The 25,265-nt window shown below is 71.2% G+C and carries 20 protein-coding genes; 10 read left to right on the top strand and 10 right to left on the bottom strand.

Features of this window, described 5'->3' with window-relative positions:
* The first annotated feature begins 135 nt into the window (after positions 1-135).
* Positions 136-1,101 (top strand): superoxide dismutase, encoded by a 966-nt coding sequence (locus J7E86_RS10630; RefSeq protein WP_215081328.1) that lies wholly within the window; start codon positions 136-138, stop codon positions 1,099-1,101.
* 58 nt (positions 1,102-1,159) lie between these two features.
* Here J7E86_RS10630 and J7E86_RS10625 read toward each other — a convergent pair whose 3' ends face one another.
* A complete protein-coding gene (locus J7E86_RS10625; RefSeq protein ID WP_215081327.1) occupies positions 1,160-2,032 on the bottom strand; it encodes a helix-turn-helix transcriptional regulator in 873 nt (290 codons plus the stop codon).
* 93 nt (positions 2,033-2,125) lie between these two features.
* Here J7E86_RS10625 and J7E86_RS10620 point away from each other — a divergent pair, with 93 nt between their 5' ends.
* Complete coding sequence (locus J7E86_RS10620; protein ID WP_215081326.1) at positions 2,126-3,616, top strand: MFS transporter; 1,491 nt, start codon at positions 2,126-2,128, stop codon at positions 3,614-3,616.
* A 9-nt stretch (positions 3,617-3,625) separates the two neighbouring features.
* On the opposite strand, the gene J7E86_RS10615 is transcribed toward J7E86_RS10620, so the two are convergent.
* The 6 genes from J7E86_RS10615 to J7E86_RS10590 all read right to left on the bottom strand — a co-directional run bounded on the left by J7E86_RS10615 (position 3,626) and on the right by J7E86_RS10590 (position 11,061).
* Positions 3,626-4,672 carry a PAC2 family protein gene (locus J7E86_RS10615; protein ID WP_215081325.1) on the bottom strand — a complete coding sequence of 349 codons (1,047 nt, stop codon included), beginning with the start codon at positions 4,670-4,672 and terminating at the stop codon, positions 3,626-3,628.
* Between the two features lie 159 nt (positions 4,673-4,831).
* Entirely contained in the window at positions 4,832-5,896 is a 1,065-nt protein-coding gene (locus tag J7E86_RS10610) for a hypothetical protein (RefSeq protein ID WP_215081324.1), read from the bottom strand.
* A 134-nt stretch (positions 5,897-6,030) separates the two neighbouring features.
* Positions 6,031-7,638 carry a glycerol-3-phosphate dehydrogenase/oxidase gene (locus J7E86_RS10605; protein ID WP_215081323.1) on the bottom strand — a complete coding sequence of 536 codons (1,608 nt, stop codon included), beginning with the start codon at positions 7,636-7,638 and terminating at the stop codon, positions 6,031-6,033.
* Between the two features lie 2 nt (positions 7,639-7,640).
* Positions 7,641-9,173, bottom strand: coding sequence for a glycerol kinase GlpK (glpK, locus tag J7E86_RS10600; protein ID WP_215081322.1), 1,533 nt, complete (start codon positions 9,171-9,173; stop codon positions 7,641-7,643).
* A 41-nt stretch (positions 9,174-9,214) separates the two neighbouring features.
* A complete protein-coding gene (locus tag J7E86_RS10595) occupies positions 9,215-9,997 on the bottom strand; it encodes an MIP/aquaporin family protein (RefSeq protein WP_215081321.1) in 783 nt (260 codons plus the stop codon).
* Positions 9,998-10,296: 299 nt separating this feature from the next.
* A complete protein-coding gene (locus J7E86_RS10590; RefSeq protein ID WP_215081320.1) occupies positions 10,297-11,061 on the bottom strand; it encodes an IclR family transcriptional regulator in 765 nt (254 codons plus the stop codon).
* 260 nt (positions 11,062-11,321) lie between these two features.
* On the opposite strand from J7E86_RS10590, the gene metH reads away from it, so the two are divergent.
* Positions 11,322-14,828 (top strand): methionine synthase, encoded by a 3,507-nt coding sequence (gene metH, locus J7E86_RS10585; RefSeq protein WP_215081319.1) that lies wholly within the window; start codon positions 11,322-11,324, stop codon positions 14,826-14,828.
* A 214-nt stretch (positions 14,829-15,042) separates the two neighbouring features.
* Here the strand turns inward: metH and J7E86_RS10580 are convergent, their stop codons facing one another.
* Positions 15,043-15,810: a GntR family transcriptional regulator gene (locus J7E86_RS10580; RefSeq protein WP_251018943.1), complete on the bottom strand. Its 768-nt coding sequence runs from the start codon at positions 15,808-15,810 to the stop codon at positions 15,043-15,045.
* A gap of 124 nt (positions 15,811-15,934) precedes the next feature.
* Here J7E86_RS10580 and J7E86_RS10575 point away from each other — a divergent pair, with 124 nt between their 5' ends.
* The 7 genes from J7E86_RS10575 to J7E86_RS10545 all read left to right on the top strand — a co-directional run bounded on the left by J7E86_RS10575 (position 15,935) and on the right by J7E86_RS10545 (position 23,509).
* Positions 15,935-16,180, top strand: coding sequence for a hypothetical protein (locus J7E86_RS10575; RefSeq protein ID WP_215081318.1), 246 nt, complete (start codon positions 15,935-15,937; stop codon positions 16,178-16,180).
* On the top strand, positions 16,177-16,641 hold the full coding sequence (locus J7E86_RS10570) for a hypothetical protein (RefSeq protein WP_215081317.1): 465 nt from the start codon (positions 16,177-16,179) through the stop codon (positions 16,639-16,641). Before J7E86_RS10575 ends, J7E86_RS10570 begins: the two co-directional genes overlap by 4 nt.
* Before the next feature lie 372 nt (positions 16,642-17,013).
* Complete coding sequence (locus J7E86_RS10565) at positions 17,014-18,264, top strand: helix-turn-helix transcriptional regulator (RefSeq protein ID WP_215081316.1); 1,251 nt, start codon at positions 17,014-17,016, stop codon at positions 18,262-18,264.
* 100 nt (positions 18,265-18,364) lie between these two features.
* Positions 18,365-18,823: a hypothetical protein gene (locus J7E86_RS10560; protein ID WP_215081315.1), complete on the top strand. Its 459-nt coding sequence runs from the start codon at positions 18,365-18,367 to the stop codon at positions 18,821-18,823.
* 275 nt (positions 18,824-19,098) lie between these two features.
* Complete coding sequence (locus tag J7E86_RS10555; protein WP_215081314.1) at positions 19,099-19,797, top strand: HAD family phosphatase; 699 nt, start codon at positions 19,099-19,101, stop codon at positions 19,795-19,797.
* A 447-nt stretch (positions 19,798-20,244) separates the two neighbouring features.
* The gene (locus tag J7E86_RS10550) at positions 20,245-21,843 is read left to right on the top strand and encodes an ABC transporter substrate-binding protein (protein ID WP_215081313.1); all 1,599 of its coding nucleotides are present in this window, start codon (positions 20,245-20,247) and stop codon (positions 21,841-21,843) included.
* 73 nt (positions 21,844-21,916) lie between these two features.
* Positions 21,917-23,509 carry an ABC transporter substrate-binding protein gene (locus J7E86_RS10545; RefSeq protein ID WP_215081312.1) on the top strand — a complete coding sequence of 531 codons (1,593 nt, stop codon included), beginning with the start codon at positions 21,917-21,919 and terminating at the stop codon, positions 23,507-23,509.
* 77 nt (positions 23,510-23,586) lie between these two features.
* Here the strand turns inward: J7E86_RS10545 and J7E86_RS10540 are convergent, their stop codons facing one another.
* Positions 23,587-24,258, bottom strand: coding sequence for a response regulator transcription factor (locus J7E86_RS10540; RefSeq protein WP_215081311.1), 672 nt, complete (start codon positions 24,256-24,258; stop codon positions 23,587-23,589).
* A gap of 13 nt (positions 24,259-24,271) precedes the next feature.
* On the bottom strand, positions 24,272-25,204 hold the full coding sequence (locus tag J7E86_RS10535; protein WP_374223788.1) for a RecB family exonuclease: 933 nt from the start codon (positions 25,202-25,204) through the stop codon (positions 24,272-24,274).
* Between the last annotated feature and the right edge of the window lie 61 nt (positions 25,205-25,265).

Below are 25,265 nucleotides of genomic sequence, written 5' to 3'. Positions count from 1 at the left end.
ACCTTGAGGCAGGGGGCGCTTCCCACCGGGAGCGCCCCCCTTCGTTTGTGCAGATCCGCGTGGGACGGGTGTGTCACGGCAGGCCCTGTGCTTCGGTGAGCCGGTCACTTTCCCACGGCCGGAAGGACGCACACCATGGCACGTTCCCTGACACGCCGAAGACTGCTCGGGGCGGGCGCGGCACTGGGCGTGGCAGCGGTCGCGGGACCGCCGATCGCCTCGGCCCACGCACGGACCGCGTCCGACTGGCCGGCCTCCTTCCCGCTGCCCGCCGGCTTCCGCCCGGAGGGAATCGCCATCGGCCCCGGCCCGTACGCCTGGTTCGGCTCGCTCGGCGGCGGCTCGCTCTACCGCGCGAGCCTGGCCACCGGCAGGGGAGTCACCGTTCCGACCGGCACCGCCGCCCCCTCCATCGGGCTCAAGAGCGACGCCCGCGGCCGGATCTTCATCGCGGGCGGCCCCAGCCGTCAGCTGCGCGTCGTCGACGGACGCACCGGCCGCATCCTCGCCACCTACGAGGTCGGCCGGCCCGCGACCTTCGTCAACGACGTGGTGCTCACCCCCGGGGCCGCCTGGTTCACCGACTCCACCCAGCCGTGCCTCTACGGCCTGCCGCTCGGCCCGCGCGGCGAACTGCCCCACAGCCGCGACGTGGTGACGCTGCCGCTGAAGGGCGAGTGGGCCGAGGCCCCGAACGAGGCGTTCACCACCAACGGCATCGAACGGACCCCCGACGGCCGGGGGCTCCTCGTCATCAACGTCTACGCGGACGGCGGCACCCTCTTCCGCGTCGACCCGCGCACCGGGGACGCCCGCCGTGTCGACTGCGGCGGCAAGAAGCTCCCCGACGGCGACGGCGCGCTGCTCCTGGGCCGCACACTCCACGTCGTCCAGCAGATCCAGAACGCGGTCGACGTCCTCCACCTGGACGCGACCGGCCTGCGGGGCCGGGCGGTGGCCCGCGTCACCGACCCGCGCTTCAGGATCCCCACCACGGTCGCCGCCCACGGCGACCGCCTCTATCTGCCCAACGCCCGCTTCGACGTGGAGCCGACACCGACCACGGACTACGACGCCGTGGCGGTGCCCCGGCCACGCTGAGCCGGCCCCACCGCCCCCGGAGGGCTCCTGCTCGCGCGAGCAGGAGCCCTCCACCGTCTCACCCGCCGGTCCGGGCCTCCGGCACGGGAGGCGTGAGCAGGTCCGGCAGCTTGCCGGCCGTCTCCTCGTCCGCCGGCATGCAGGCGAACAGCTTGACGCCCGGCGCGTCCAGCGCGGCCAGCTTCACATAGTCGAACGTCAGCAGGCCGGCCCCGGGATGGCGGAAGACCCATCGGCCGGCACGGAAGTCGGCGACATCGTGCGCCTCCCACCACGCCGCGAACTCCTCGCTCTCGCGCCGCAGTCCGTCCGTGAGGTGTTCCAGGTCCGGGTCACCGACGCGCCGGCGGGCGTCGGCCCGGAACTGCGCCAGGAGGTGACGGGCCTGGCCGGGCCAGTCGGCGAGGAGCGTGCGCAGGGCCGGGTCCGTGAACACCAGCCGGAGGAGGTTGCGGCGCTCCGGCGGCAGCGCCGCCGGGTCGCCGATCAGGGCGGCCTCCGCGCGGTTCCACGCCACCAGGTTCCAGTGGGCGTCGAGACAGTACGCCGGGTGCGGGTCGAGCGCGTCCACCAGCCGCTGGAGCGCCGGGCCGGGCCCCTCCGCCGGTGCCCGCTCCGGCGGCGGCTCGCCGGCCAGCGCGAACAGGTGCCGCCGCTCCGGGGCGTCGAGCATCAGGGCCCGCGCCAGACTCTCCAGCACCTGCCGGCTCACACTGATCTCCCGCGCCTGCTCCAGCCACGTGTACCACGTGACGCTGACCCCCGAGAGCTGGGCGACCTCCTCGCGGCGCAAACCCGGAGTACGCCGCCGGGGCCCGGCGAGGATGCCCGCCGCACGCGGCGTGAGCCGCTCCCGCCGCGACCGCAGGAACTCCGCGAGAGCGCGCCGACGCGCCTGACCGGTCGTCACACCATGGACCTGCGACGGCATTTCATCTCACAGTGGCACGGGAAGGGGGGTGGAATACATACCAGCATAAGTGGTCACTGTATGCCCGCCCCGGGCCGCCCGAGGATCGTGGACATGACCCAGAACCCCACCCCCGCCACCGCGCCGGCCGGCGGCGCGGCACCGTGGCGGGCGCTGTCCGTGGTGCTGGCCGGCGCGTTCATGGCCGTACTCGACACCTTCATCGTCCTCGTCGCGGCACCCGCCATCCGCGCGGACCTCGGCGCCTCGGCCGCCGACGTCCAGCTGATCCTGGCCGGCTACCAGCTCACCTACGCCGTCACCCTGATCACCGGCGCCCGCCTGGGCGACCTCCTCGGCCGCAAGCGGATGTTCATCACCGGCACGGCGCTCTTCACCCTCGCGTCCGCCGCCTGCGCGGCCGCCCCCGGCCCCGGCGCCCTCGTCGCCGCCCGGATGGCGCAGGGACTCACCGCCGCCCTGATGTTCCCGCAGGTCTTCGCGATGATCCAGGTACTGATACCGGCCGGGCAGCGGCAGAAGGCGTTCGGCGTGCTCGGCGCGGTGATCGGCCTCTCGGGAACGGCCGGCCAGCTGCTCGGCGGCGTCCTCGTCGCCGCCCACCCCTTCGGCTCCTCCTGGCGTCCGGTCTTCTGGGTCAACGTCCCGATCGGCCTGGTCACTTCGCTGCTCGCCGCCCGCTGGGTGCCCGAGTCCCGTGACGAGGGCGCCCGCCGCCTCGACCTGCCCGGCGTGGCCGCCCTGACCGTGGCGCTGTTCCTGCTCGTCGTGCCGCTGATCGAGGGCCGGGACTCCGGTCACCCGCTGTGGACCTGGCTCAGCCTGGCGGGCAGCGCCCTCGCCTTCGCCGTCTTCGCCGCCGTGGAACGCCGCGTCGACGCCCGGGGCGGCGCACCGCTCGTACGGATGGGCCTGCTGCGCGAGCGGCCCTTCGCCGTCGGCATGACCCTGGTGATCCTGACCTACGCCGGCATCAACTCCTCCGTCCTCGTCCTCACGCTCACCCTCCAGGACGGCCTCGGCCTGAGCGCGCTGGGCGCCGCCTTCGTCTACGTCCCCTTCGCCGCCGCCTTCCTCGCCACCAACATGGCGGCCGGGCGCCTCGCCCGGTTCGGCCGGCGCGTCCTGCGGGCCGGCGCGCTCGTCGCCGCCGCGGGCCACGCCCTGACGATCACCCTCGTCTCGAGCGCCGGAAGCGGCCTGCACGCCTGGCAGTTGGTGCCGGCGCTGCTCCTGACCGGCGCCGGCAACGGCCTGCTCGTACCCCCGCTGCTGCAGACCGTCCTCTCCCGCGTCGCACCCTCCGACACCGGCATGGCCTCCGGCGTGCTCTCCACCGGCCAGCAGGTCGGCGGCGCCGTGGGGGTCGCCGTGGCCGGGATCCTGTACTTCGACGGCCTCGGCGGGGCGGCACCCCACGACGCGGGCGCGTACGGGCACGCCCTGGCGGTCGCCACACTGCTGCACCTCGCCCTGACCCTGGTGCTCGCGGTGCTGCCGGCGCTGCTGCCCGGGGCCGGGCGCGCACACGACGGTGCCCGGGACACCCGCACCGTGCGGGCACCCCGGGCACCGTCGTCGTGAAACCGGCCGTCAGCTCTCGGCGTCCGGCCCCTCGTCGTCCGTGTCGTCCTCGGAGGAGGGCGACGCCGCCGCGCCGTCGTCCTTCGCCGGCGGCCGCGGCGGGCGGGTCCGGCCGCTCGTGGTGTCGCGGAGGTACGAGCCGTCCCGGCCCTCGGTCAGGCCCGGTTCGGCCGCGAGTCCGCCGGGCTGGCCCGGGGCCGGCGGCTGGCCGTCGCGGCGCCGCAGATAGCGCTCGAACTCGCGGGCGATGGCCTCGCCGGACGCCTCCGGGAGGTCGGCGGTGTCCCGCGCCTCCTCCAGCGACTGCACGTACTCCGCGACCTCGCTGTCCTCCGCCGCCAGCTGGTCCACGCCCAGCTGCCAGGCGCGCGCGTCCTCGGGCAGCTCGCCCAGCGGGATGCGCACGTCGATCAGGTCCTCCAGGCGGTTGAGGAGCGCCAGGGTGGCCTTCGGGTTCGGCGGCTGGGAGACGTAGTGGGGCACGGCCGCCCACAGGCTCACCGTCGGGACGCCGGCGTGGGTGCAGGCTTCCTGGAGGATGCCGACGATCCCGGTCGGGCCCTCGTAGCGGGACTCCTCCAGATCCATGGTGCGGGCCAGGTCCGGGTCGGAGGTCACGCCGCTGACCGGCACCGGCCGGGTGTGCGGGGTGTCGCCGAGCAGCGAGCCCAGGATCACCACCATCTCCACGCCCAGCTCGTGCGCGAAGCCCAGGATCTCGTTGCAGAACGAGCGCCAGCGCATGCTCGGTTCGATGCCCCGCACCAGAACCAGGTCGCGCCCCGTGCCGCCGTCGCGGCCGCCCGTGCGCACCACGGACAGCCGGGTCGTCGGCCAGGTGACCTTGCGGACGCCGCCGTCCAGCCAGACCGTGGGACGGTTGACCTGGAAGTCGTAGTAGTCCTCGGCGTCCAGTGCGCCGAAGACCTCGCCCTTCCACTCCCGGTCCAGGTGCGCCACCGCGCTGGAGGCGGCGTCCCCGGCGTCGTTCCAGCCCTCGAAGGCACAGATCATGACCGGGTCGATCAGCTCGGGAACCCCCTCAAGCTCGATCACCCAGCGCCTCCTTCCGACCGGTGCGGACGGGTCCGTACCACCGGTTGCCGTTCTGTGCAGTGTTGTTCCCGGCAGCGTTCTTTCTGCCGTGCGACCCCAAGACTACGACTTCCGCGCCCCCCGTTCGCAGCCCCTGTGCGGGCACTCCTCACCCTCTCCTCACGTTCGGGCGCCCCAGCCGCTGCGGTAGGCCCGCCAGTCGCCCTCGGTGGCGGCGAAGTCGACGTACAGGGCCAGGCCGAAGCGCTGCCGGCCGCGGTCCTCGCGGCCCAGTCCCAGCCGGGCGCCGCGGACGGCGGCCGCGGCGGTCTCCGCGTGACCGTGGTGGCCGAGATCGTCGGTGTGGTAGAAGGGCAGGCCCATCAGCAGGTCGGTGCCGGCCGGGGTGGCCTGGAGGGCGAGGGCCGTCTGGCGGGCCACGTAGCCGCCGTAGAGGCTCTCGACGGGCAGGGCGGTGTCGTACGACATGACCGCGATCTGGTCCGTGCGGCGGGCCACCTGGCCGAAGTACCGCTGCGTCCACCACTTGGGGCTGCCCGCCAGGCGCGCGGCCCGGTGCATGGAGGGCAGCGGGTCGATCTGCTGCGCGGCGACGGAGAAGACCCCGCCGCCGGACCGCACGGCCGGGTGCAGGGCGTCCAGCAGGGCCAGGAAGGAGCCGTCGCCGGTGCGTACGGGCTCGACGTCGAGGTGGACGCCCTCGAAACCGGCCTTCAGTACCTGACGGGCGCTCTCCACCACGGCGGCGCGGGTGGCCGCCGAGTCCAGCCGCAGGCCGTTGGGTCCCTCGCCGCGGCGGACCACCTTGTCGCCGAGCCAGGCGTGCACGCGTACGCCCGGCAGCTCCCGGTGGACGTTCTCGATCAGCCACTTCGCGCGCGGGTAGGCCGAGGCGGGCAGCGTGCCGTCGTGCTCCAGCGGGCCGGCGTGCACGTACAGGTCCCGCATGCCCGTGTCGGCGATCTTCCGCTTGAGGCCGGCCAGTTCCGCGGGGCCCTTGCGGCCGTCGAGCCAGGCGTGGCCCAGCCAGATGGCGTCCCGGCCCCGGGTGACGGCATCGTCCGGGGGCGACCCGGCGTAGGCGGCCCGCAGGGCGGTGCCGGCCAGGGCGGGCGGCAGCAGCAGGACCACCGCCAGGGCGATCGCGATACGGATCACGGTCCGTCGGCGCGGCCGCCGGATGCGTAGCCTGGACAGGATGGTGCGCGGATCCGGCCGTTCCATAACGAGAATCGCTCCTTCTGTTTCCTGAAGTGACGCGATCGTGGTCCGGCCGGTTGCCGCGGACGCACGCGGACGCATCGAGGGGAGGGACGCGGGACGTCCCTCCCCTCGGAGCGCACGGGCGGTGCCGGGTGTCAGCCCTTGTCGTTCAGCATGCCCTTGACGCGGGCGCGGACGTCCTCGGAGTCCAGGCCGCGGATCGTGAGCGTCGTACGGCGGCGCAGCACGTCGTCGACCGTCTCGGCCCACTCGTGGTCACGGGCGTAGACGACCTGGGCCCAGATCTCCGGGCCGTCGGGGTGGATCCGCTCGCCGAGCTCCGGGTTCTCGTTGACCAGGCGCGCGATGTCGAAGGACAGCGAGCCGTAGTGCGTCGCCAGGTGGCGGGCGGTCAGCGGGTCCATGCGGCTGCCGGGCTCGCGGTCCACGAGCAGGCGGTGGGCCACGGCGTTGGGGTTGGCGACGCCGGGCAGCGGGGTGCGGCGGACCAGGCTGGAGATGGGCTCCATGTCCTCGGTCAGCGGGCTGCCGGGGACCTTGGCGAGCTTGCTCATGACCGTACGGCCGATGTGGCGGTAGGTCGTCCACTTGCCGCCGGCGACGGAGAGCATGCCGCCCCTGCCCTCGCTGACGACGGTCTCGCGCTTGGCCTGGGCCACGTCACCGGGGCCGCCGGGCAGCACGCGCAGGCCGGCGAAGGCGTACGTCATCAGGTCGCGGTCGAGGTCGGCGTCCTGGATGGAGAACGCGGCCTCGTCCAGGATCTGCTGGATGTCGGCCTCGGTGGCGCGCACGTCCGCCGGGTCGCCCTCGTACTGGGTGTCGGTGGTGCCGAGGAGGAGCTGGTCCTCCCACGGGAGGGCGAAGGTGATGCGGTACTTGTCGATCGGGGTGGCCATGGCGGCCTTCCACGGCGACTTGCGCTTCATCACGATGTGCGCGCCCTTGGAGAGGCGGATCGACGGGTCCGCGCCCTTGTCCTCCATCTTGCGGAGGTGGTCCACCCACGGGCCGGTGGCGTTGAGCACGACGCGCGCGTCGACACCGAACTCGGTGCCGTCCGTGCGGTCCTTGAGCTCCGCGCCCGTCACCTTGCCGTGCGTGAAGCGCAGGCCGGTGACCTCGGCGTGGTTCAGGACGACCGCACCGGACTCGACGGCCGCGCGGACCGTCATGACGGCCACGCGCGAGTCGTTCATCTGGTGGTCGTAGTAGACCGCGACGGCCTTGAGGTTGTCCGTGCGCAGACCGGGGTTGTCGGCCTTGGCCTTGGCCGGGGAGATGACCTTGCCGACGCCGTCGCCGAAGGCGGACAGCGCGGAGTAGGCGAACACACCGGCGCCGAGCTTGGCGGCGCCCACCGGGCCGCCCTTGTAGACCGGCAGGTAGAAGGTGAGCGGGTTGACCAGGTGCGGGGCCACGTCCTTGGCCAGCACCCGACGCTCGTGGTGGTTCTCCGCCACCAGCTTGACCGCGCCGGTCTGCAGGTAGCGCAGACCGCCGTGGACGAGCTTGGAGGAGGCGGAGGAAGTGGCGCCGGCGAAGTCGCCGGCGTCCACCATCGCGACCCGCAGACCGGACTGCGCGGCGTGCCAGGCCACCGAGGTGCCCAGGATGCCGCCACCGATCACCAGGAGGTCGTACGTCGCGTTGGACAGCCGATCCCTGGTCTCGGCGCGGCTCGGGTTGGAACCGGCAGCCGGGTGCGTTCCCAGCGTCGGAACGCTCTGCGGGGTTGTCATGATTACTCCTCGTCCTCGATCCAGCCCATGGTCCGCTCGACGGCCTTGAGCCAGCTCTTGTACTCGCGGTCACGCGTGTCCGCGTCCATGCGGGGGGTCCACTCGGCGGCCCTGCGCCAGTTGGCGCGCAGGGCGTCGGTGTCCGGCCAGAAGCCGACGGCCAGGCCGGCGGCGTAGGCGGCGCCGAGGCAGGTCGTCTCGGCGACCATCGGGCGCACCACGGGTGCGTCCAGGAAGTCCGAGAGCGTCTGCATCAGCAAGTTGTTGGAGGTCATGCCGCCGTCGACCTTGAGCGCGGTCAGCTCGACGCCGGAGTCCTTCGTCATGGCGTCGGTGATCTCGCGGGTCTGCCAGGCGGTGGCCTCGAGCACGGCGCGGGCGATGTGCGCCTTGGTGACATAGCGGGTCAGGCCCGCGATGACGCCGCGCGCGTCGGAGCGCCAGTAGGGGGCGAACAGGCCGGAGAAGGCCGGCACGAAGTAGGCGCCGCCGTTGTCCTCGACGGAGCTGGCGAGCGTCTCGATCTCGGCCGCGCTCTTGATCAGGCCCATCTGGTCGCGCATCCACTGCACGAGGGAGCCGGTGACGGCGATGGAGCCCTCGAGGGCGTAGACGGGCTTCTCGTCGCCGATGCGGTAGCCGACCGTGGTCAGCAGGCCGTTGTAGGAGTTGACGGGCTCGTCACCGGTGTTCATCAGCATGAACGTGCCGGTGCCGTACGTCGACTTGGCCTCGCCCTCGGAGAAGCAGGTCTGGCCGAACAGGGCCGCCTGCTGGTCGCCCAGCGCCGAGGCGACCGGGACGCCGGCCAGCGCGCCGCCCTTGGCGGTGCCGTAGACCTCGGCGGAGGAACGGATCTCCGGCAGCACGGCGACCGGGATCCCCATCGACTCCGCGATGCGCTCGTCCCACGCGAGGCTGCGCAGGTTCATCAGCATCGTGCGGGAGGCGTTGGTGACGTCGGTGACGTGCACGCCGCCGTCGGTGCCACCGGTGAGGTTCCAGATGACCCAGGAGTCCATGGTGCCGAAGAGGATGTCGCCGGCCTCGGCACGCTCGCGCAGGCCCTCGACGTTGTCCAGCAGCCAGCGGACCTTCGGGCCGGAGAAGTAGCTCGCCAGCGGCAGGCCGGTCTCGCGGCGGAAGCGGTCCTGGCCGACGTTGCGGCCGAGCTCCTTGCAGAGCGCGTCGGTGCGGGTGTCCTGCCAGACGATGGCGTTGTGGACGGGCTCGCCGGTGTTCTTGTCCCACAGCAGCGTGGTCTCACGCTGGTTGGTGATGCCGATCGCCTTGACGTCGGCGGAGGTGATGCCCGCCTTCTCGACGGCGCCGGCCACGACCTGCTGGACGTTGTCCCAGATCTCGACGGCGTCGTGCTCGACCCAGCCCGGCTTCGGGAAGATCTGCTCGTGCTCCTTCTGGTCGACGGAGACGATGCGTCCGTCGCGGTCGAAGACGATGCAGCGCGAAGAGGTGGTGCCCTGGTCGATCGCCGCGATGAACGGGCCCTGGCCGTGGGTGCCGGTGGTGGTCATGTGTGGTGTGCTCCTGGAATTCTGAAGGTCTCGGCGGGTGCTCAGAACGCGATCTTGTGGATGCCCGCGGCGAGCGCGGCACCGACGAGCGGGCCGACCACCGGGATCCAGGCGTAGCTCCAGTCGGAGCCGCCCTTGTTCGGCAGCGGCAGCAGCGCGTGCACGATGCGCGGGCCGAGGTCACGAGCGGGGTTGATCGCGTAGCCGGTCGGACCACCGAGCGAGAGGCCGATGCCGACGACCACGAACGCGGTCATCAGGACACCGGTGCCGCTGACGGCCAGGCCCTTGGTGAGCCCCTGCGTGAGGATGGCCAGCACGAGCACCGTGGTGGCGATGATCTCCGTGGCGAGGTTCTGCACGACGTTGCGGATCTCGGGTCCGGTGGAGAAGATCCCCAGCACGGGCCCGGCGCCGGGGGCGGCGGACTTGTCCACCATGCCCTCGTGACCGGTGGTCGCGGCGACGATCTCCGGGTCGGTCAGGTGCGCCCGGAACTGTCCGTAGTACGTGACCCACACGAGCGTGGCGCCGATTATCGCGCCGAGCATCTGGGAGCCGATGTAGAGCGGTACGTCGCTCCACTTGGTGCCGCCGTCGATGGCGAGACCGAGCGTGACGGCCGGGTTGAGGTGCGCGCCGGACGGGTTGGCGATGTACGCGCCCGTCAGTACGGCGAAGCCCCACCCGAAAGTGATGGCGAGCCATCCCGCGTTGAGCGCCTTGGAGCGCTTCAGGGTGACGGCGGCGCACACGCCACCGCCCAGCAGGATGAGCACGGCGGTACCGATGGTCTCGCCGATGAAGATGTCGGAGCTGGACACCCGCGACTCCTTTGTCCTTCGTCCAGGGGAAGGCGAACCCCGGGTCCCTCCGGTGGTCCGCGCCCTCCGAGAGGGCTTTGATCGGCCCGCGGCAGTCCCCACCATAGCGAATATTGTCGTTAGGTGTTCGACAATGCCGACCGATGAACGGCAGTTTTCTCCACGGTCAAGGAGGCGTCAAGGGTTCTGTGACCGAAAAGTCCCGGCCACGAGGCCGGAAGTAGGCGATCGATACCCGGCAGTAACCTAACCGCGACCTACGGCCTTGATCGGACCGAATCCGGCGTGGTCGTCCGTGTTCAGAAGCGGCCGGCACCCAGGTCGCGGGAGACGGCCCGCGCGCAGTCCCGCACCGCCGCGACCAGTTGCGCCCGCAGCTCGCCGTCCTCGCACACCCGCTCCACGGCGCCGGTGATGCCCACCGCGCCCACCGGCATCCGCCGCCGGTCGTGGATGGGGGCGGCCACCGAGGCCACGCCCGCCCAGGTCTCCTCGACGTCCGAGGCCCAGCCGCGGGCCCGGGTCAGGTCCAGGATCCCCTCGAAATCGGCCAGCCCGGTCACGGTCCGCGGGGTGAACGCCTCGCGCTCGGCCTCCGCCACCTCGCTGTGCGCCACCGGATCGTACGCCGAGAGCACCTTGCCCAGCGCCGTGCTGTGCAGCGGCTGCATCGCGCCGACCTCCAGCACCTGACGGCTGTCGTCCGGCCGGAAGACGTGGTGGATGATCAGCACGCCCTGCTGGTGCAGTACGCCCAGATAGACGCTCTCGCCGCTCGACCGGGCGAGGTCGTCGGCCCAGACCAGCGCACGGGCCCGCAGCTCGTGCACATCCAGGTAGCTGTTGCCCAGCCGCAGCAGCTCGGCCCCGAGCTGATAGCGCCCGGACGCCGGGTCCTGCTCGACGAAGCCCTCCTGCTGCAGCGTCCGCAGGATGCCGTGCGCGGTCCCCTTCGCCAGCCCCAGCGCGGACGCCACATCGGACAGCCCCAGCCGCCGCTCGCCCCCGGCGAGCAGCCGTAGCATCGCCGCCGCCCGTTCGAGCGACTGGATGGTCCGTGCCATCGCGCAACCTCCTCCACATGCCGTTCGGCAATGCTGAACACTATCGGCCGATGCCGACCGAGAGGTAGCTGACCGCGGGCCCTTCCATGATCGCTCAAAGGGAACGGTGCGCAGGTCACGCCCGTATGGCCTACGGACGGCCCGCGTATCAAGCGGTGGGACACCCGTTCCCCGGCGGACGTCGCCAGCTACGCTGACCGGGTGCGCCCTCTGCCGGAGGACGCAAAGCCGACAGCCGTCGCAACCCCGGGAGCACTTCCATGGCCTCGTTCACGCCATCGACCGCACACACCGCCCGAGCCTCCGAACTGCGGGAGGCCCTCGCCTCCCGGGTCGTGGTGGCCGACGGGGCGATGGGCACGATGCTCCAGGCTCAGGACCCCAGCATGGAGGACTTCGAGCAGCTGGAAGGCTGCAATGAGATCCTCAACGTCACCCGCCCCGACATCGTGGCGTCGGTGCACCGGGAGTACTTCGCGGTCGGTGTCGACTGCGTGGAGACCAACACCTTCGGCGCGAACCTCGCTGCGCTGGGGGAGTACGACATCGCGGACCGGATCTTCGAGCTGTCGGAGTCCGGGGCCCGCATCGCCCGCGAGGTCGCGGACGAGTTCGCCGCCGGGGACGGCCGCACCCGGTGGGTGCTGGGTTCGGTGGGCCCGGGCACGAAGCTGCCGACGCTGGGCCACGCCCCGTACACCAAGCTGCGCGACGCCTACCAGCAGAACGTCGAGGGCCTGATCGCGGGCGGCGCGGACGCGGTCCTGGTGGAGACGACCCAGGACCTTCTCCAGACGAAGGCGTCCGTGATCGGCGCCCGGCGGGCTCTCCGGGCGGCCGGCGCGGATCTGCCGCTGCTGGTCCAGGTGACCGTTGAGACCACCGGCACGATGCTCCTCGGCTCGGAGATCGGCGCCGCGCTGACGGCGCTGGAGCCGCTGGGCATCGACATGATCGGCCTGAACTGCGCCACCGGCCCGGCCGAGATGAGCGAGCACCTGCGCTATCTCTCCCGCCACGCCCGCACCCGGGTCTCCGCGATGCCGAACGCGGGTCTGCCGGTGCTGGGCAAGGACGGCGCGCACTACCCCCTCTCCCCGGAGGAGCTCGCGGACGCGCACGAGACGTTCGTGCGGGAGTACGGGCTCTCCCTGGTCGGCGGCTGCTGCGGCACGACCCCGGAGCACCTGCGCCAGGTCGTGGAGCGCGTACGGGAGATGAGCCCCGGCGAGCGCCGGCCGCACCCCGAGCCGGGTGCCGCCTCGCTGTACCAGACCGTGCCCTTCCGCCAGGACACCTCCTACCTGGCGATCGGCGAGCGGACCAACGCCAACGGTTCGAAGAAGTTCCGTGAGGCCATGCTCGCGGGCCGCTGGGACGACTGCGTGGAGATGGCCCGCGACCAGATCCGCGAGGGTGCGCACATGCTCGACCTGTGCGTCGACTACGTCGGCCGGGACGGTGTGGCGGACATGGAGGAGCTGGCCGGCCGCTTCGCCACCGCCTCGACCCTCCCGATCGTGCTGGACTCCACCGAGGTGGACGTCATCCGCGCGGGCCTGGAGAAGCTCGGCGGCCGCGCGGTCATCAACTCCGTGAACTACGAGGACGGCGACGGCCCCGAGTCGCGGTTCGCGAAGGTGACGGCGCTGGCGGCCGAGCACGGTGCCGCGCTGATCGCGCTGACCATCGACGAGGAGGGCCAGGCCCGTACGGTCGAGAGCAAGGTGGCCATCGCCGAGCGGCTGATCGAGGACTTGACGGGCAACTGGGGGGTGCTGGAGTCCGACATCCTCATCGACTGCCTCACCTTCACCATCTGCACCGGCCAGGAGGAGTCCCGGGGCGACGGCATCGCCACGATCGAGGCGATCCGCGAGCTCAAGCGCCGCCACCCGGACGTGCAGACGACGCTGGGCCTGTCGAACATCTCCTTCGGCCTCAACCCGGCCGCCCGGGTGGTCCTGAACTCCGTCTTCCTCGACGAGTGCGTCAAGGCCGGCCTGGACTCGGCGATCGTGCATGCCTCGAAGATCCTGCCGATCGCCCGCCTGGAGGAGGAGCAGGTCAAGGTCGCCCTCGACCTGATCTACGACCGGCGCGCCGAGGGCTACGACCCCTTGCAGAGGCTCATGGAGCTCTTCGAGGGCGTCAACATGAAGTCGATGAAGGCGGGCAAGGCCGAGGAGCTCCTCGCGCTGCCGCTGGACGAGCGGCTCCAGCGGCGGATCATCGACGGCGAGAAGAACGGCCTGGAAGCCGACCTGGATGAGGCGCTCCAGGACCGCCCCGCCCTGGACATCGTCAACGACACGCTGCTGGAGGGCATGAAGGTCGTCGGTGAGCTGTTCGGCTCGGGCCAGATGCAGCTGCCGTTCGTCCTGCAGTCGGCCGAGGTGATGAAGACCGCGGTCGCCCACCTCGAACCCCACATGGAGAAGTCCGACTCCGAGGGCAAGGGCACGATCGTCCTGGCCACGGTCCGCGGCGACGTCCACGACATCGGCAAGAACCTCGTCGACATCATCCTGTCCAACAACGGCTACAACGTCGTCAACCTCGGCATCAAGCAGCCGGTCTCCGCGATCCTGGAAGCCGCCGAGGAGCACCGCGCCGACGTCATCGGCATGTCCGGACTCCTGGTCAAGTCCACCGTGATCATGAAGGAGAACCTGGAGGAGCTCAACCAGCGCAAGCTGGCGGCCGACTACCCGGTGATCCTCGGCGGCGCCGCCCTCACCCGCGCCTACGTCGAGCAGGACCTCCACGAGATCTACGAGGGCGAGGTCCGCTACGCCCGCGACGCGTTCGAGGGCCTGCGCCTGATGGACGCCCTCATCGCCGTCAAGCGGGGAGTGCCGGGAGCGGCACTGCCGGAGCTGAAGCAGCGGCGCGTGCCCAAGCGGGCCGCCGAGGTGGCGGACGCGGAGGAGCCCGAGGGTTCCGTCCGCTCGGACGTCTCCGTCGACAACCGCGTCCCCGAGCCGCCGTTCTGGGGCACCCGGGTGGTCAAGGGCATCCCGCTCAAGGACTACGCGTCCTGGCTGGACGAAGGCGCGCTCTTCAAGGGCCAGTGGGGCCTGAAGCAGGCCCGCGCGGGCGGCCCCACGTACGAGGAGCTGGTCGAGACCGAGGGCCGGCCGCGGCTGCGCGGCTGGCTGGAGAAGCTCCACACGGAGAACCTCCTGGAGGCGGCCGTCGTCTACGGCTACTTCCCCTGCGTCTCCAAGGGCGACGACCTGATCCTCCTCCACGAGGACGGCACCGAGCGCACCCGCTTCACGTTCCCGCGCCAGCGGCGCGGGCGGCGGCTGTGCCTGGCGGACTTCTTCCGCCCGGAGGAGTCCGGCGAGACGGACGTGGTCGGCCTCCAGGTCGTCACGGTCGGCTCCCGCATCGGCGAGGCCACCGCCGAGCTCTTCGCGGCGGACGCCTACCGCGACTACCTGGAGCTGCACGGCCTGTCCGTCCAGTTGGCGGAGGCCATGGCCGAGTACTGGCACGCCCGCGTCCGCTCGGAGCTCGGCTTCGGCGGCGAGGACCCGGCGGACGTCCAGGACATGTTCGCCCTGAAGTACCGCGGCGCCCGCTTCTCCCTCGGCTACGGCGCCTGCCCCGACCTGGAGGACCGCGCCAAGATCGCCGACCTCCTGGAACCGGAGCGGATCGGCGTCCACCTGTCGGAGGAATTCCAGCTCCACCCCGAACAGTCCACGGACGCGATCGTGATCCACCACCCGGAGGCGAAGTACTTCAACGCGCGGTGACGCTCGCGCTGGCGGTTCGGGTACTCATTGCCCGGGCTGCGGGGTCATGTGAGGGGGCCCTGGGGCCGTGTCGTGCGCACCACCGCTGCGCGGTGGTGTCCTCAAGCGCCGGACAGGCTGAAGCGGCTGGGCTCAGCCGAATCAAGCCCGTCCGGCGTTTGAGGACGCGCCCGCAGGGCGCTTGCCGCCGTAGGCGGCAGAGACAACCCGCTGGCTACGAACCGGCGCTGTCTATCGGAATCTCGTAGGCGATCTCCCACCGGGCATCCGGAACCACGATGTCGGCCGTTTCGACGGGCCGTCCCTCGGCGTCGTAGTACGTCCGCTCGATCTCGGTGACGAGATCGCCGAGGCTGATCCCGAGCAGGTTCGCCTGCGCCTGCGTGGCGCGGGCCGGACGGGGTACCTCGACGGCGGTCTCGATGACGACACCGATGGACCGCATCCGGTCGACAACGCCCATGCCCGCGAGCGGTCCGAGTTCGGGCAGGACGACCGGTGTCTCTCCCGTGATGGCCATGGGCTCCCAGCTCTCGGAGAGCTGTACGGGCCGGCCGTCGGCGAGGAACTCGTAGACCGTGCGCACGCAAGGGTCGCCCGGCTCGATGGCGAGGCGTTGCGCGATGCGGTCGGGCGCCGGAACACGGGCCTCGGAATGTGAGTCCCAGGTGCCACGCCTGCCCTGCTCCCGCATGTCGGAGCGGAAGGGCGAGTCCCCTCGCGGCTCGCGGTGTCTGGAGCGCACCATGCGCAGGCGCTCGCGCGGCCGGCACACGTAGGTGCCGGACCCGGCGCGGCCCTCCAGCAGGCCCTCGATGATGAGCCGCTCCTGAGCCTTCTGCAGGACGTTGGGGCCCACCCCGTAGTCGGCGGCGAGCTGCGCACGCGACGGCAGACGTCCGCCAACAGGCCATTCACCAGCGGCGATCCGACGGCGTAGATCATCGGCCACGCGCATGTACGGCGGCTGTTGTGCGGCCATCCGGCTCTCTCCGTGCTGTTCCGACGAGGCGGGCTCTGCTGGGGAATTGGCAACCTAATGCATCAGGTAGATTCTAATGCATTAGAAATACGTTACGTGATCGCCTGCTCACTCGGGGATGCCTGTGCGTACTGCGAGAGTCCAAGCCCTGGCGCTCGCCGCCCAGTTCGCGGCGGCGACTCGGCATCAGCCGCGCACCGACGAGACACCCAAGCGCGTCCGTGTGGAGGTCGACCTTCCGCCGGGACTGAGCGACCAGGCCCGTCGTACCGTCCTTGCCGCGTGTGCCGGTGCGGACCGGTTCGGCCACGACTGCACTCGACAGGGCGCGGTCGTGTGGGCCGAACTCGACCAAAGGAGAGCCAAGTGAGCCCTTGTTCCGTCAGCGCCCAGTGGTTGGCGCGAGCCGCCTTCGAGCCGGCCGTCGCCACCGCCCTGTGGGCGCAAGGGCAACCCGCCCCCCTCATGGTCGGGCGCCGTTGGGATCTTGTACGGCTCGATTTCCGGCTGGCGACCGCCGTCATCACTCAGCTCAAGACGCGCGGCGACCACATCGGCCCGTACGTCATGGGCGGCGTGGAGCGCGCCATGTGGTGGCTGCTCCCGCTCGGGAGCGCCAGACGTCTCGTCGGCGTTCCGGACGTCATCCCGTACCGCCGGGGCGCCGAACTCTTCGCCCCGCCGCCGGGCGGGTATGCCGGGGACCGGATGTGGGTGCTGCCGGACGGGGAAGACGGCCGCAGGCATGTCCTCACCTCCGCCGACGACCTCCGCGAAGCGCTCCGCGCCGCGCCGCGCCGCCTGGCCGACAGGGCCACCCCGTGCCGGTGACGCGCGAGCCCCGGCCGTACACGACCCCCGAATGCCGGCTCGGCCGGCACGCCTCCTGTCGCGGCGACACCGGCATCCGCCGCATCGGCGCGCACCCGCAGCAGGCCCCTGTTGAGCGGATCCGTTGTGACTGCGCGTGCGGCCACGGACCGGAGTTCAGGGAGCGCTCCGGAGTGCTGCCCCGGAAATCGAAGTAGCGCCCGGCACCGTATCCCCGACCCTCACCGTGACAGGGAACCCCCGCATGGCCTGACCCTCGGCCCCCGGAGCTGTTCTCGGCCCGGGCCGGACGGGCCTATCGGAAGGGACGGTCTCCCTCGGCGATGTCGCCCTACTCTGGCGGTGACGAGCTGTTCAGAGAGGGGCGAGATCGTGCCATCTGATGCCATCCAGGAGCCTTACGCGGACCCTTTGGCGTTCGGCCAGCGGCTGCAACTCCTACGCACCCGTCGGGGAATGAGCAGGACCGTCTTCGCCGGCCTCCTCGGCAAGTCCCCTTCCTGGGTGAAGGCGATCGAGAACGGCCGGCTCAAAACGCCCAGGCTCGACGTCATTCTGCGCGTCGCGGAAGTGCTGCGCGTGCGTGAACTCTCCGAACTCACCGGTGACCAGGGCACCCGAGTCGACCTCTTCGTCGGTCCCGGCCACGCGAAGCTCCCCGCCGTGCGCGATGCCGTCAACGCCTTCCCGTGCGTCACGCGGGAGCAGGCCCAGCCGACCGGGCATCTACGGGTGCGCCTCGTGCGGGCGTGGCAGGCGAGGCACTCCGCTCCGCACCACCGGGACGTCATCGGCGCCCTGCTGCCCGGCCTGATCCGTGACGCACAGCTGGCGGCCCGGCAGGCCGACCGTGCCGTCGACCGGCGGCTCGCGCAGGCCGTTCTCGCGGAGGTGTACAGCCTCAGCCAGTTCTTCATCGCCTACCAACCCGACGCCCCACTCCTCTGGCGGGTCGCCGAGCGCGCCATGGTGGCCGCGCAGGAATCCGAGGACCCGCACACCATCGGCATCGCGGCGTGGCTCGCGGCGCAGGCCCACCGCGACTCCGGCCCCGCGCACTTCGACGCCGCTGACGCCGTCACGACGGAAACCCTGCGCTTCCTCGAACCGCTGTTGCCCGACGCGTCCGACGACGTCCTCGCCATCGCCGGGGCGCTCCGGTTCGAAGCCGGCTACACCGCTGCCCGCCGGGGGGACACGGGCTCGGCCTGGCGCCACTGGGACACCGCCGACACGATCGCCCACCGCCTGCCCGCCGACTACTACCACCCCGTCACGTCGTTCTCGCACGCCGTGATGGGCGCACACGCGGTTACGGTCGCCGTCGAACTGCACGCAGGCGGCGAGGCCGTACGACAGGCGGCAGCCGCCGACGCGCTCGCCATTCCCTCGCGTCCCCGGCGGGCCCGGCACCGCATCGAGGAGGCGCGCGGCTACCAGCTCGACGGGCAGGCGGACGCCGCGCTGGCCACGCTGGACAAGGCGTTCGAGGCCGCCCCGGAGACCATCCGTTACAACGGGCACGCCCGGACGATCATCCTGGGCGAGGCCGAGTCGAAGAGCCCGCACCGACGCCGCCGAGCGGCCCGGCTCGGGGTGAAGATCGGCCTGCTCGCCGCCTGAGCGCCGCGCACGGCAGGGGGTACGAACTGTGCCCCCTCCGTGCTCCGGCCGACCCTACGGTCGCCTTCGGACCCGCTCGCTCATGATCCGAAGGAGCGCCATGCACGCCCCGACCCACCGCTGGCTTGCGCAGGCCGCTGCCAGCCCGCCGACCGTCATCCGCCTGTGGGCCGTCGGCCAGCCCGCCCCCCTCATGGTCGGACGCCAGTGGGATCTGGCGCGTCTCGACTTCGGGCTCGCCACTGCCGCCATCACCCAGCTCAAGACGCGCGGCGACCACATCGGCCCGTACGTCATGGGCGGTGTCGAGCGGGCGATGTGGTGGCTGCTCCCCCTCGGCGGCGGCAGGCGCCTCGTCGGTGCGCCCGGCGTCACCCCGTACCGCCGGGGCGCGGAGCTGTTCGTACCGCCGCCGGGCAGGTACCTCGGCGACCGCATGTGGGTCCTGGCGGACGAGGACGGCGGTCGCGGGCACGCACTCACCTCCGCCGACGACCTCCGCGAAGCGCTCCGCGCCGCCCATCGCCGCCTGGCCGGCAGGCCCACCCCGTGCCGGTGACGCGCGAGCCCCGGCCGTACACGACACCCGAATGCCGGCTCGGCCGGCACGCCTCCTGTCGCGGCGGCACCGGCATCCGCCGCATCGGCGCGCACCCGGGCCACAGCCCCGTCGAGCGGCTCCCGTGCGCCTGCCCGTGCGGCCACCGGCCGTGACCCCCGCCTGCGGATATCGAAGAGACGTCCGGCCCCCTCCGCCGTACACTTGTCTGTCCGGTGAAGGCCGGTCCGTCGGGAGATGGACCGGCCTTCGTGTCCCCCAGGAGGTGTGCCCGGATGACCAGCAGCATCCCCGCTGTCGAGACCCGTTCGCCCGCAGTTCCGGCCCCGCACGCCGTCCTGCTCGACATGGACGGCACCCTGGTCGACACCGAGGGCTTCTGGTGGGAGGTGGAGGTCGCGGTCTTCGCCGAGCTGGGGCACCAGCTGCTGGAGGAGTACCGCGAGGTGGTCGTCGGCGGGCCGATGACCCGGAGCGCCTCGTTCCTGATTCAGGCCACCGGCGCGAAGATCGCGCTGACGGAGCTGACCGTGCTGCTCAACACCCGCTTCGCCGAGATGATCGGCGGCGGCGTGCCGCTGATGCCGGGCGCCCGCAGACTCCTCGCCGAGCTCGCCGCGCACTCCGTGCCGACCGCCCTGGTGTCCGCCTCGCACCGGCACATCATCGACCAGGTCCTCGCGACCCTGGGCCCGGAGAACTTCGCGCTGAGCGTCGCGGGCGACGAGATCGAGCGGACGAAGCCGCACCCCGACCCGTATCTGCTGGCAGCGGCCCGGCTGGGCGTGGACCCGGGGCAGTGCGCGGTGGTGGAGGACACCATGACGGGCGTACGGGCCGCGGAGGCGGCCGGCTGCCGGGTCGTGGCGGTCCCCTCCGTGGCGCCGATCCCGGCCGCCGCCGGACGTACGGTCGTGGGCTCGCTGGAAGAAGTCGATCTCCGTTTTCTGCGCGGGATGATGACGGGCCGATGACCGGAATGCACTGACGTGTGCACCGAGCGTGTTCCCGAGAATGTTCATGGAACTCTCGGCGCTGGGACGATTGTTTTCCGTGACGAATGCCCTGGCTGAATTCCGGTAGCGGTGGAAGGGCCGTCGGGCGGGGCCGTGAGTGAGTTTCGTCACCGGGTCAAGGGGCGGCGGGTGGGGAATCGATCACGCCACGGCATTTTTATACCGTGAAAGCGCACCCTTGTGTCCTGATTGATGATCTCGTGCGTGAATCGTTCCGGCGTCCGGATATCGGTGAATCGGCACCGTTATCGCCGCGTGATATTGCGTCAACTTCACCGTGTTCCGGGGGGAGTGGCCCCGCGCACTAATCTTTTCGCGAGAACTTCATGGCTGCCCGGTGGGCCGACGCGTCAGACGTCGGTATGGTCCCGGGAACCGATCGCATCACAGGGAGTACCCCACACAATGAACCGCAAGACGTTGGCGCTGCCGGCCCTGGCAGCCCTCCTGGCCCCCGTGCTCGTCGCTTGTGGCGGGAGTGACGGAGCGGGGAAGGGCAGTGGCGCCATCGTCATCGGCACCACCGACCGGTTCGAGGAGACGACCGACGCGCCCGCGCCCTTCGACCCGGCCGTCGCGTACGACATCGGCGCGTGGAACGTCCTGCACAGCACGTTCCAGACGCTGCTGCGCCTGCCCCGCTCGGGTACCTCCCCGGTCGCCGACGCGGCCTCCAAGTGCGCCTTCGGCGACCGCAAGAACGAGCAGTTCCGCTGCACCCTGCGCAGCGGCCTGAAGTTCTCCAACGGGCACGCGCTCACGGCGGAGGACGTGAAGTTCTCCATCGACCGCGCCCGGAAGATCAACTTCGAGAACGGCCCGGTGTCGCTGCTCAGCAACATCGACTCGGTGGAGACCCCGAACGACCTGGAGGTCGTCTTCCACCTGAAGTCGCCCGACGCCACCTTCCCGCAGAAGATCGCCACGCCCGCCGCCGCCATCCTCGACAGCGAGACATACGCCAAGGACAAGATCGGCAACGGCTTCCAGGTCACCGGCTCGGGCCCGTACACCCTGCAGACCCAGGAGAAGGACGGCCGGGTCGTCAAGGCCGTGTTCTCGAAGAACAAGAACTACCAGGGCTCTGTCGAGGTGCGGAACGACAAGGTCGAGATGCGCTTCTTCGACGACGCCAAGTCGATGGAGGGCGCGCTGAAGGCCGGCGACATCGACATCATCAACCGCACCCTGACGCCGGAGCAGCTCGGCCGGATGCGCGGCGCCACGGGCAGCGGCGTCCGCCTGCTGGAGGCACCGGGGCAGGAGATCAGCTTCCTGGCCTTCAACACCGACGACCCGACGGTGAAGAACAAGGCCGTGCGCCAGGCCATGGCGCAGGTGATCGACCGCCAGGCGCTGGCGCGCGACAGCTACGAGCGCACCAGCGACCCGCTGTACTCGCTCGTGCCCAGCGGCATCACCGGCCACCAGAACTCCTTCTCCAACAAGTACGGCGAGCCCAGTGCCGACAAGGCCCGCACGCTCCTGAAGGGCGCGAACATCACCACGCCGGTGTCGCTGACCCTCACGTACACCGACGACCACTACGGCGAGGCCACCGCCAAGGCGTTCAAGACGCTCCAGAAGCAGCTCAACGCCAGCGGGCTGTTCAACGCGAAGATCCAGGGCGTGAAGTGGTCGGACTTCCGGCCCGAGGCCGCGAAGGGCAAGTACGCCGTCTACGGCATGGGCTGGTACCCCGACTTCCCGGACCCGGACAACTTCGTCGCCCCGTTCTTCGGCAAGGACAACTTCCTCCGCTCCCCGTACCAGAACGCCAGGATCAGCACCCAGCTGATCCCCGACTCCCGTGAGGCGGCGCAGCGCGAGGCCGCGGCCAAGTACTTCCAGCAGGCCCAGGACATCGTCGCCGAAGAGGTGCCGGTGCTGCCCCTGTGGCAGGGCAAGCAGTACGTGGCGGCCCGCGACAATGTGACCGGCGCCGAATGGGCTCTCAACTCCGCCTCCGAGATACAGCCGTGGGAACTGGGCCGCGGCGTGTGAGGCAGCAGGCTCGTCAGACCGGTTCTGCCGAAGATCTCATCAGACGATCAAGGAAACTGTGAGGAACGTGCACGTGAGGAAACGTGACCAGTGGCTCGCCGCCCCGCTCGGTGCGGGGCTCGCCGCCGCCCTGCTCACCGGGTGCGGTTCGGAAGACGGCAAGGCCGGCGGCACCGGTGAGTCGGTGGTCATGGGGATGTCCGACGACGTCCTGGCCACCGACCCGGCATCGGGTTACGACCCGGGCTCCTGGCTGCTGTTCAACAATGTCTTCCAGTCGCTGATGAGCTTCCCCAAGGGGAGCACCACTCCTCAGGCGGAGGCCGCGAAGAGCTGCAAGTTCGAGAACGAGAGCAGCACGACGTACAAGTGTGAGCTCCGGGACGGGCTGAAGTTCAGCAACGGCCACGACCTCACCTCCGAGGACGTCGCCTACTCGTTCCGCCGCACGATCAAGATCAATGACAAGAAGGGTCCGGTCGACGCGCTGCTGTCGACCATCAAGGACATCAAGACCCCGGACAAGTCCACGGTCGTCTTCTACCTCAACCGCTCCGACGCCACCTTCCCGCAGAAGATCGCCTCGGGTGCCGGCTCCATCGTGGACAGCGAGGAGTACCCGGCCGACCGGCTGCGCACCGACGGCAAGGCCATCGGCTCGGGCGTCTACAAGCTGGACTCCTTCGACAAGAAGAAGGCGTCCTTCTCGGTCAACACCTCCTACCAGGGGCCGGCCGGCACCGTGAACAACCGCGGCGTCACCATGAAGTTCTTCCACGGCGACCAGGACGAGCTGAAGTCCGCCGTCCAGAACGGCGACGTCGACCTCGCCTACCGTGGTCTGGCCATGAAGGACATCGCCGACCTCGACGCCGCCTCCGGCAAGTACCACCTCAAGGTCGTCGAGGGCACCAGTGCGGAGGTCCAGCACCTGGTCTTCAACACCAAGGACCCGCTGGTCGGCAAGGTCGGCGTCCGCAAGGCCATCGCCTACCTGGTGGACCGCGGCACCCTCGTCCGCGACGTCTACAAGCGCACCGCCGAGCCGCTGTACTCCATCGTTCCCAGCGGCATCACGGGCCACAAGACCCCGTTCTTCGACACCTACGGCGACCAGCCGCAGCGCGACAAGGCCGCCGCCGCCCTGAAGTCCGCGGGCGTCAACGACAAGGCCAAGCTGACCCTGTGGGCCACCCCGACCCGCTACGGCCCGGGTACCGTGCCGGCGTTCCAGGAGATCGCCCGCCAGCTCAACAAGAGCGGCCTCTTCGAGGCGGACGTCAAGAGCGTCCCGCTGGAGGAGTACGAGAACGGCGTCGACTCCGGCAAGTACGCCGTCTACGTGAAGGGCTGGGTTCCTGACTACCCGGACCCCGACAACTTCACCGCCCCGTTCTTCGGCGACGGCAACGTCCTGAAGAACAACTACGAGTCCAAGGACATCACCGGCCGCATCCTGGCGACCGCCGCCGAGGGCAACCGCCCCGCGACCGTCCCGGACTTCGCCAAGGTGCAGACCGCCGTCGCCCAGGACCTGCCGATCCTGCCGCTGTGGCAGGGCAAGCAGTACGCCGTGGCCAACGAGCGGATCTCCGGCCTCCAGTGGACCCTCGACGCCTCGACCGTCTTCCGATTCTGGGAGATCAGCAAGGCCGCCAAGGGCTAGCCGACCCGGCCCGTGACGCCGCGCGGCCCGCACCCTCGTGAGAGGGTGCGGGCCGCACGGCTTTTCGGCGAGGAGCGCTACTGCGCGCCCGGCCGCACCAGACCGCTCTCGTACGCGTACACCGCGGCCTGCACCCGGTCCCGCAGCCCCAGCTTCGTCAGCACGTGCCCCACATGCGTCTTGACCGTCGTCTCACTGACGAACAGATCCGCCGCGATCTCCGCGTTCGACAGCCCGCGCGCCACCAGCTTCAGCACCTCGACCTCACGGTCGGTCAGCGTGTGCAGGTTGTTCGGCGCCTGCTCCTCGCCCGACGGAAGATGCCCGGCGTACTTGTCCAGCAGCCGCCGGGTGATGCTCGGCGCCAGCATCGCCTCGCCGCCCGCCACCACCCGGATCGCCTGCACCAGCTCATGGGCCGGCGCGTCCTTCAGCAGGAACCCGCTGGCCCCCGCGCGCAACGCCTCCACCACGTACTCGTCGAGGTCGAACGTGGTCAGCACCAGCACCTTCGCCGGGCCGTTGCGCTCCGGACCGGTGATCTGCCGGGTCGCCTGCACCCCGTCCATCCGCGGCATCCGGATGTCCATCAGCACCACGTCGGGCTGCAGCGCCCGCACCTGGTCGAGCGCCTGCAGGCCGTCCCCGGCCTCACCGACGACCGCCAGGTCCTGTTCCGCCTCGAGGATCATCCGGAAGCCGGTACGCAGCAGCGGCTGGTCATCGACCAGTAGGACGCGGATCGCCACGGGAACTCCTTCGTTAGACCGCGTCCATTCTGCCCTGAGCCGCCTCCCCGGGGGCCACCCGCCCGTCCCGCTGCGCCACGACGGGCGCGGCGGGCGCCGGAGGCGCGAGGGGCACGACGGGCAGGGGATACGGCGGGGGAGTGCCGCCGAACTCCGGACAGACGGCCTGGTGGTCGCACCAGCCGCACAGCTTGGTGGGCCGTGGCCGCCACTCGCCGGTGTCCGTGGCCAGCTCGATGGCCTCCCACAGGGCCCTGAGCTTGCGCTCCACGACCAGCAGCTCCGCCTCGGCCGGGTCGTACGTCAGCACATCGCCGCTGCCCAGGTAGACCAGCTGGAGCCGGCGCGGCACCCGGCCCCGCAGCCGCCACAGCACCAGGGCGTAGAACTTCATCTGGAACAGCGCCTCGGACCGGAACTGCGGAGCCGGTGCCTTGCCCGTCTTGTAGTCGACGATCCGCAGGTCACCGCCGGGCGCCACGTCGACCCGGTCGATGAAGCCCCGCAGCGTCAGCTTCGAGGAACCCGCGCCGTCGATCACCGTCTCCACATACAGCTCGCGGTCGGCGGGCTCCAGGCGCGTGGGGTCCTCCAGCGAGAACCAGCGCTCGACCAGCCGCTCGGCGTCCCCCAGCCACGTCGCCAGCCGGTCCGCGTCGTGCGAGCCGTCCTCCCGGAGGAACAGCTCCGCCAGCTCCGGCCGGGCCGCGAGCAGCTTCTCCCACTCGCCCGGCACCAGGCCCTTGGCCCGCGGCACGGTCCGCTCGGCCGCCGGCGCGTCGAAGAGCCGCTCCAGCACCGCGTGCACCACCGTGCCCCGCGTGGCCGCCGCGCTCGGCTTCTCCGGCAGCTTGTCGATCACACGGAAGCGGTACAGCAGCGGGCAGCGCATGAAATCGCCGGCACGCGAGGGGGACAGCGCGGCCGGCCGCGCGGCGGGCCGCACCCGCGGCCCGGCCGACCCCGTGACGGCACCGTCCGGCGCGGTCACGGGCACGGCCGGCCCG

The organism is Streptomyces sp. ISL-11 (genome assembly GCF_018614525.1).
In the GTDB taxonomy this organism is placed as follows: Bacteria; Actinomycetota; Actinomycetes; order Streptomycetales; family Streptomycetaceae; genus Streptomyces.
Note: the sequence above shows the minus strand (reverse complement) of the source record. Positions and strands in the feature narration are given on the sequence as shown.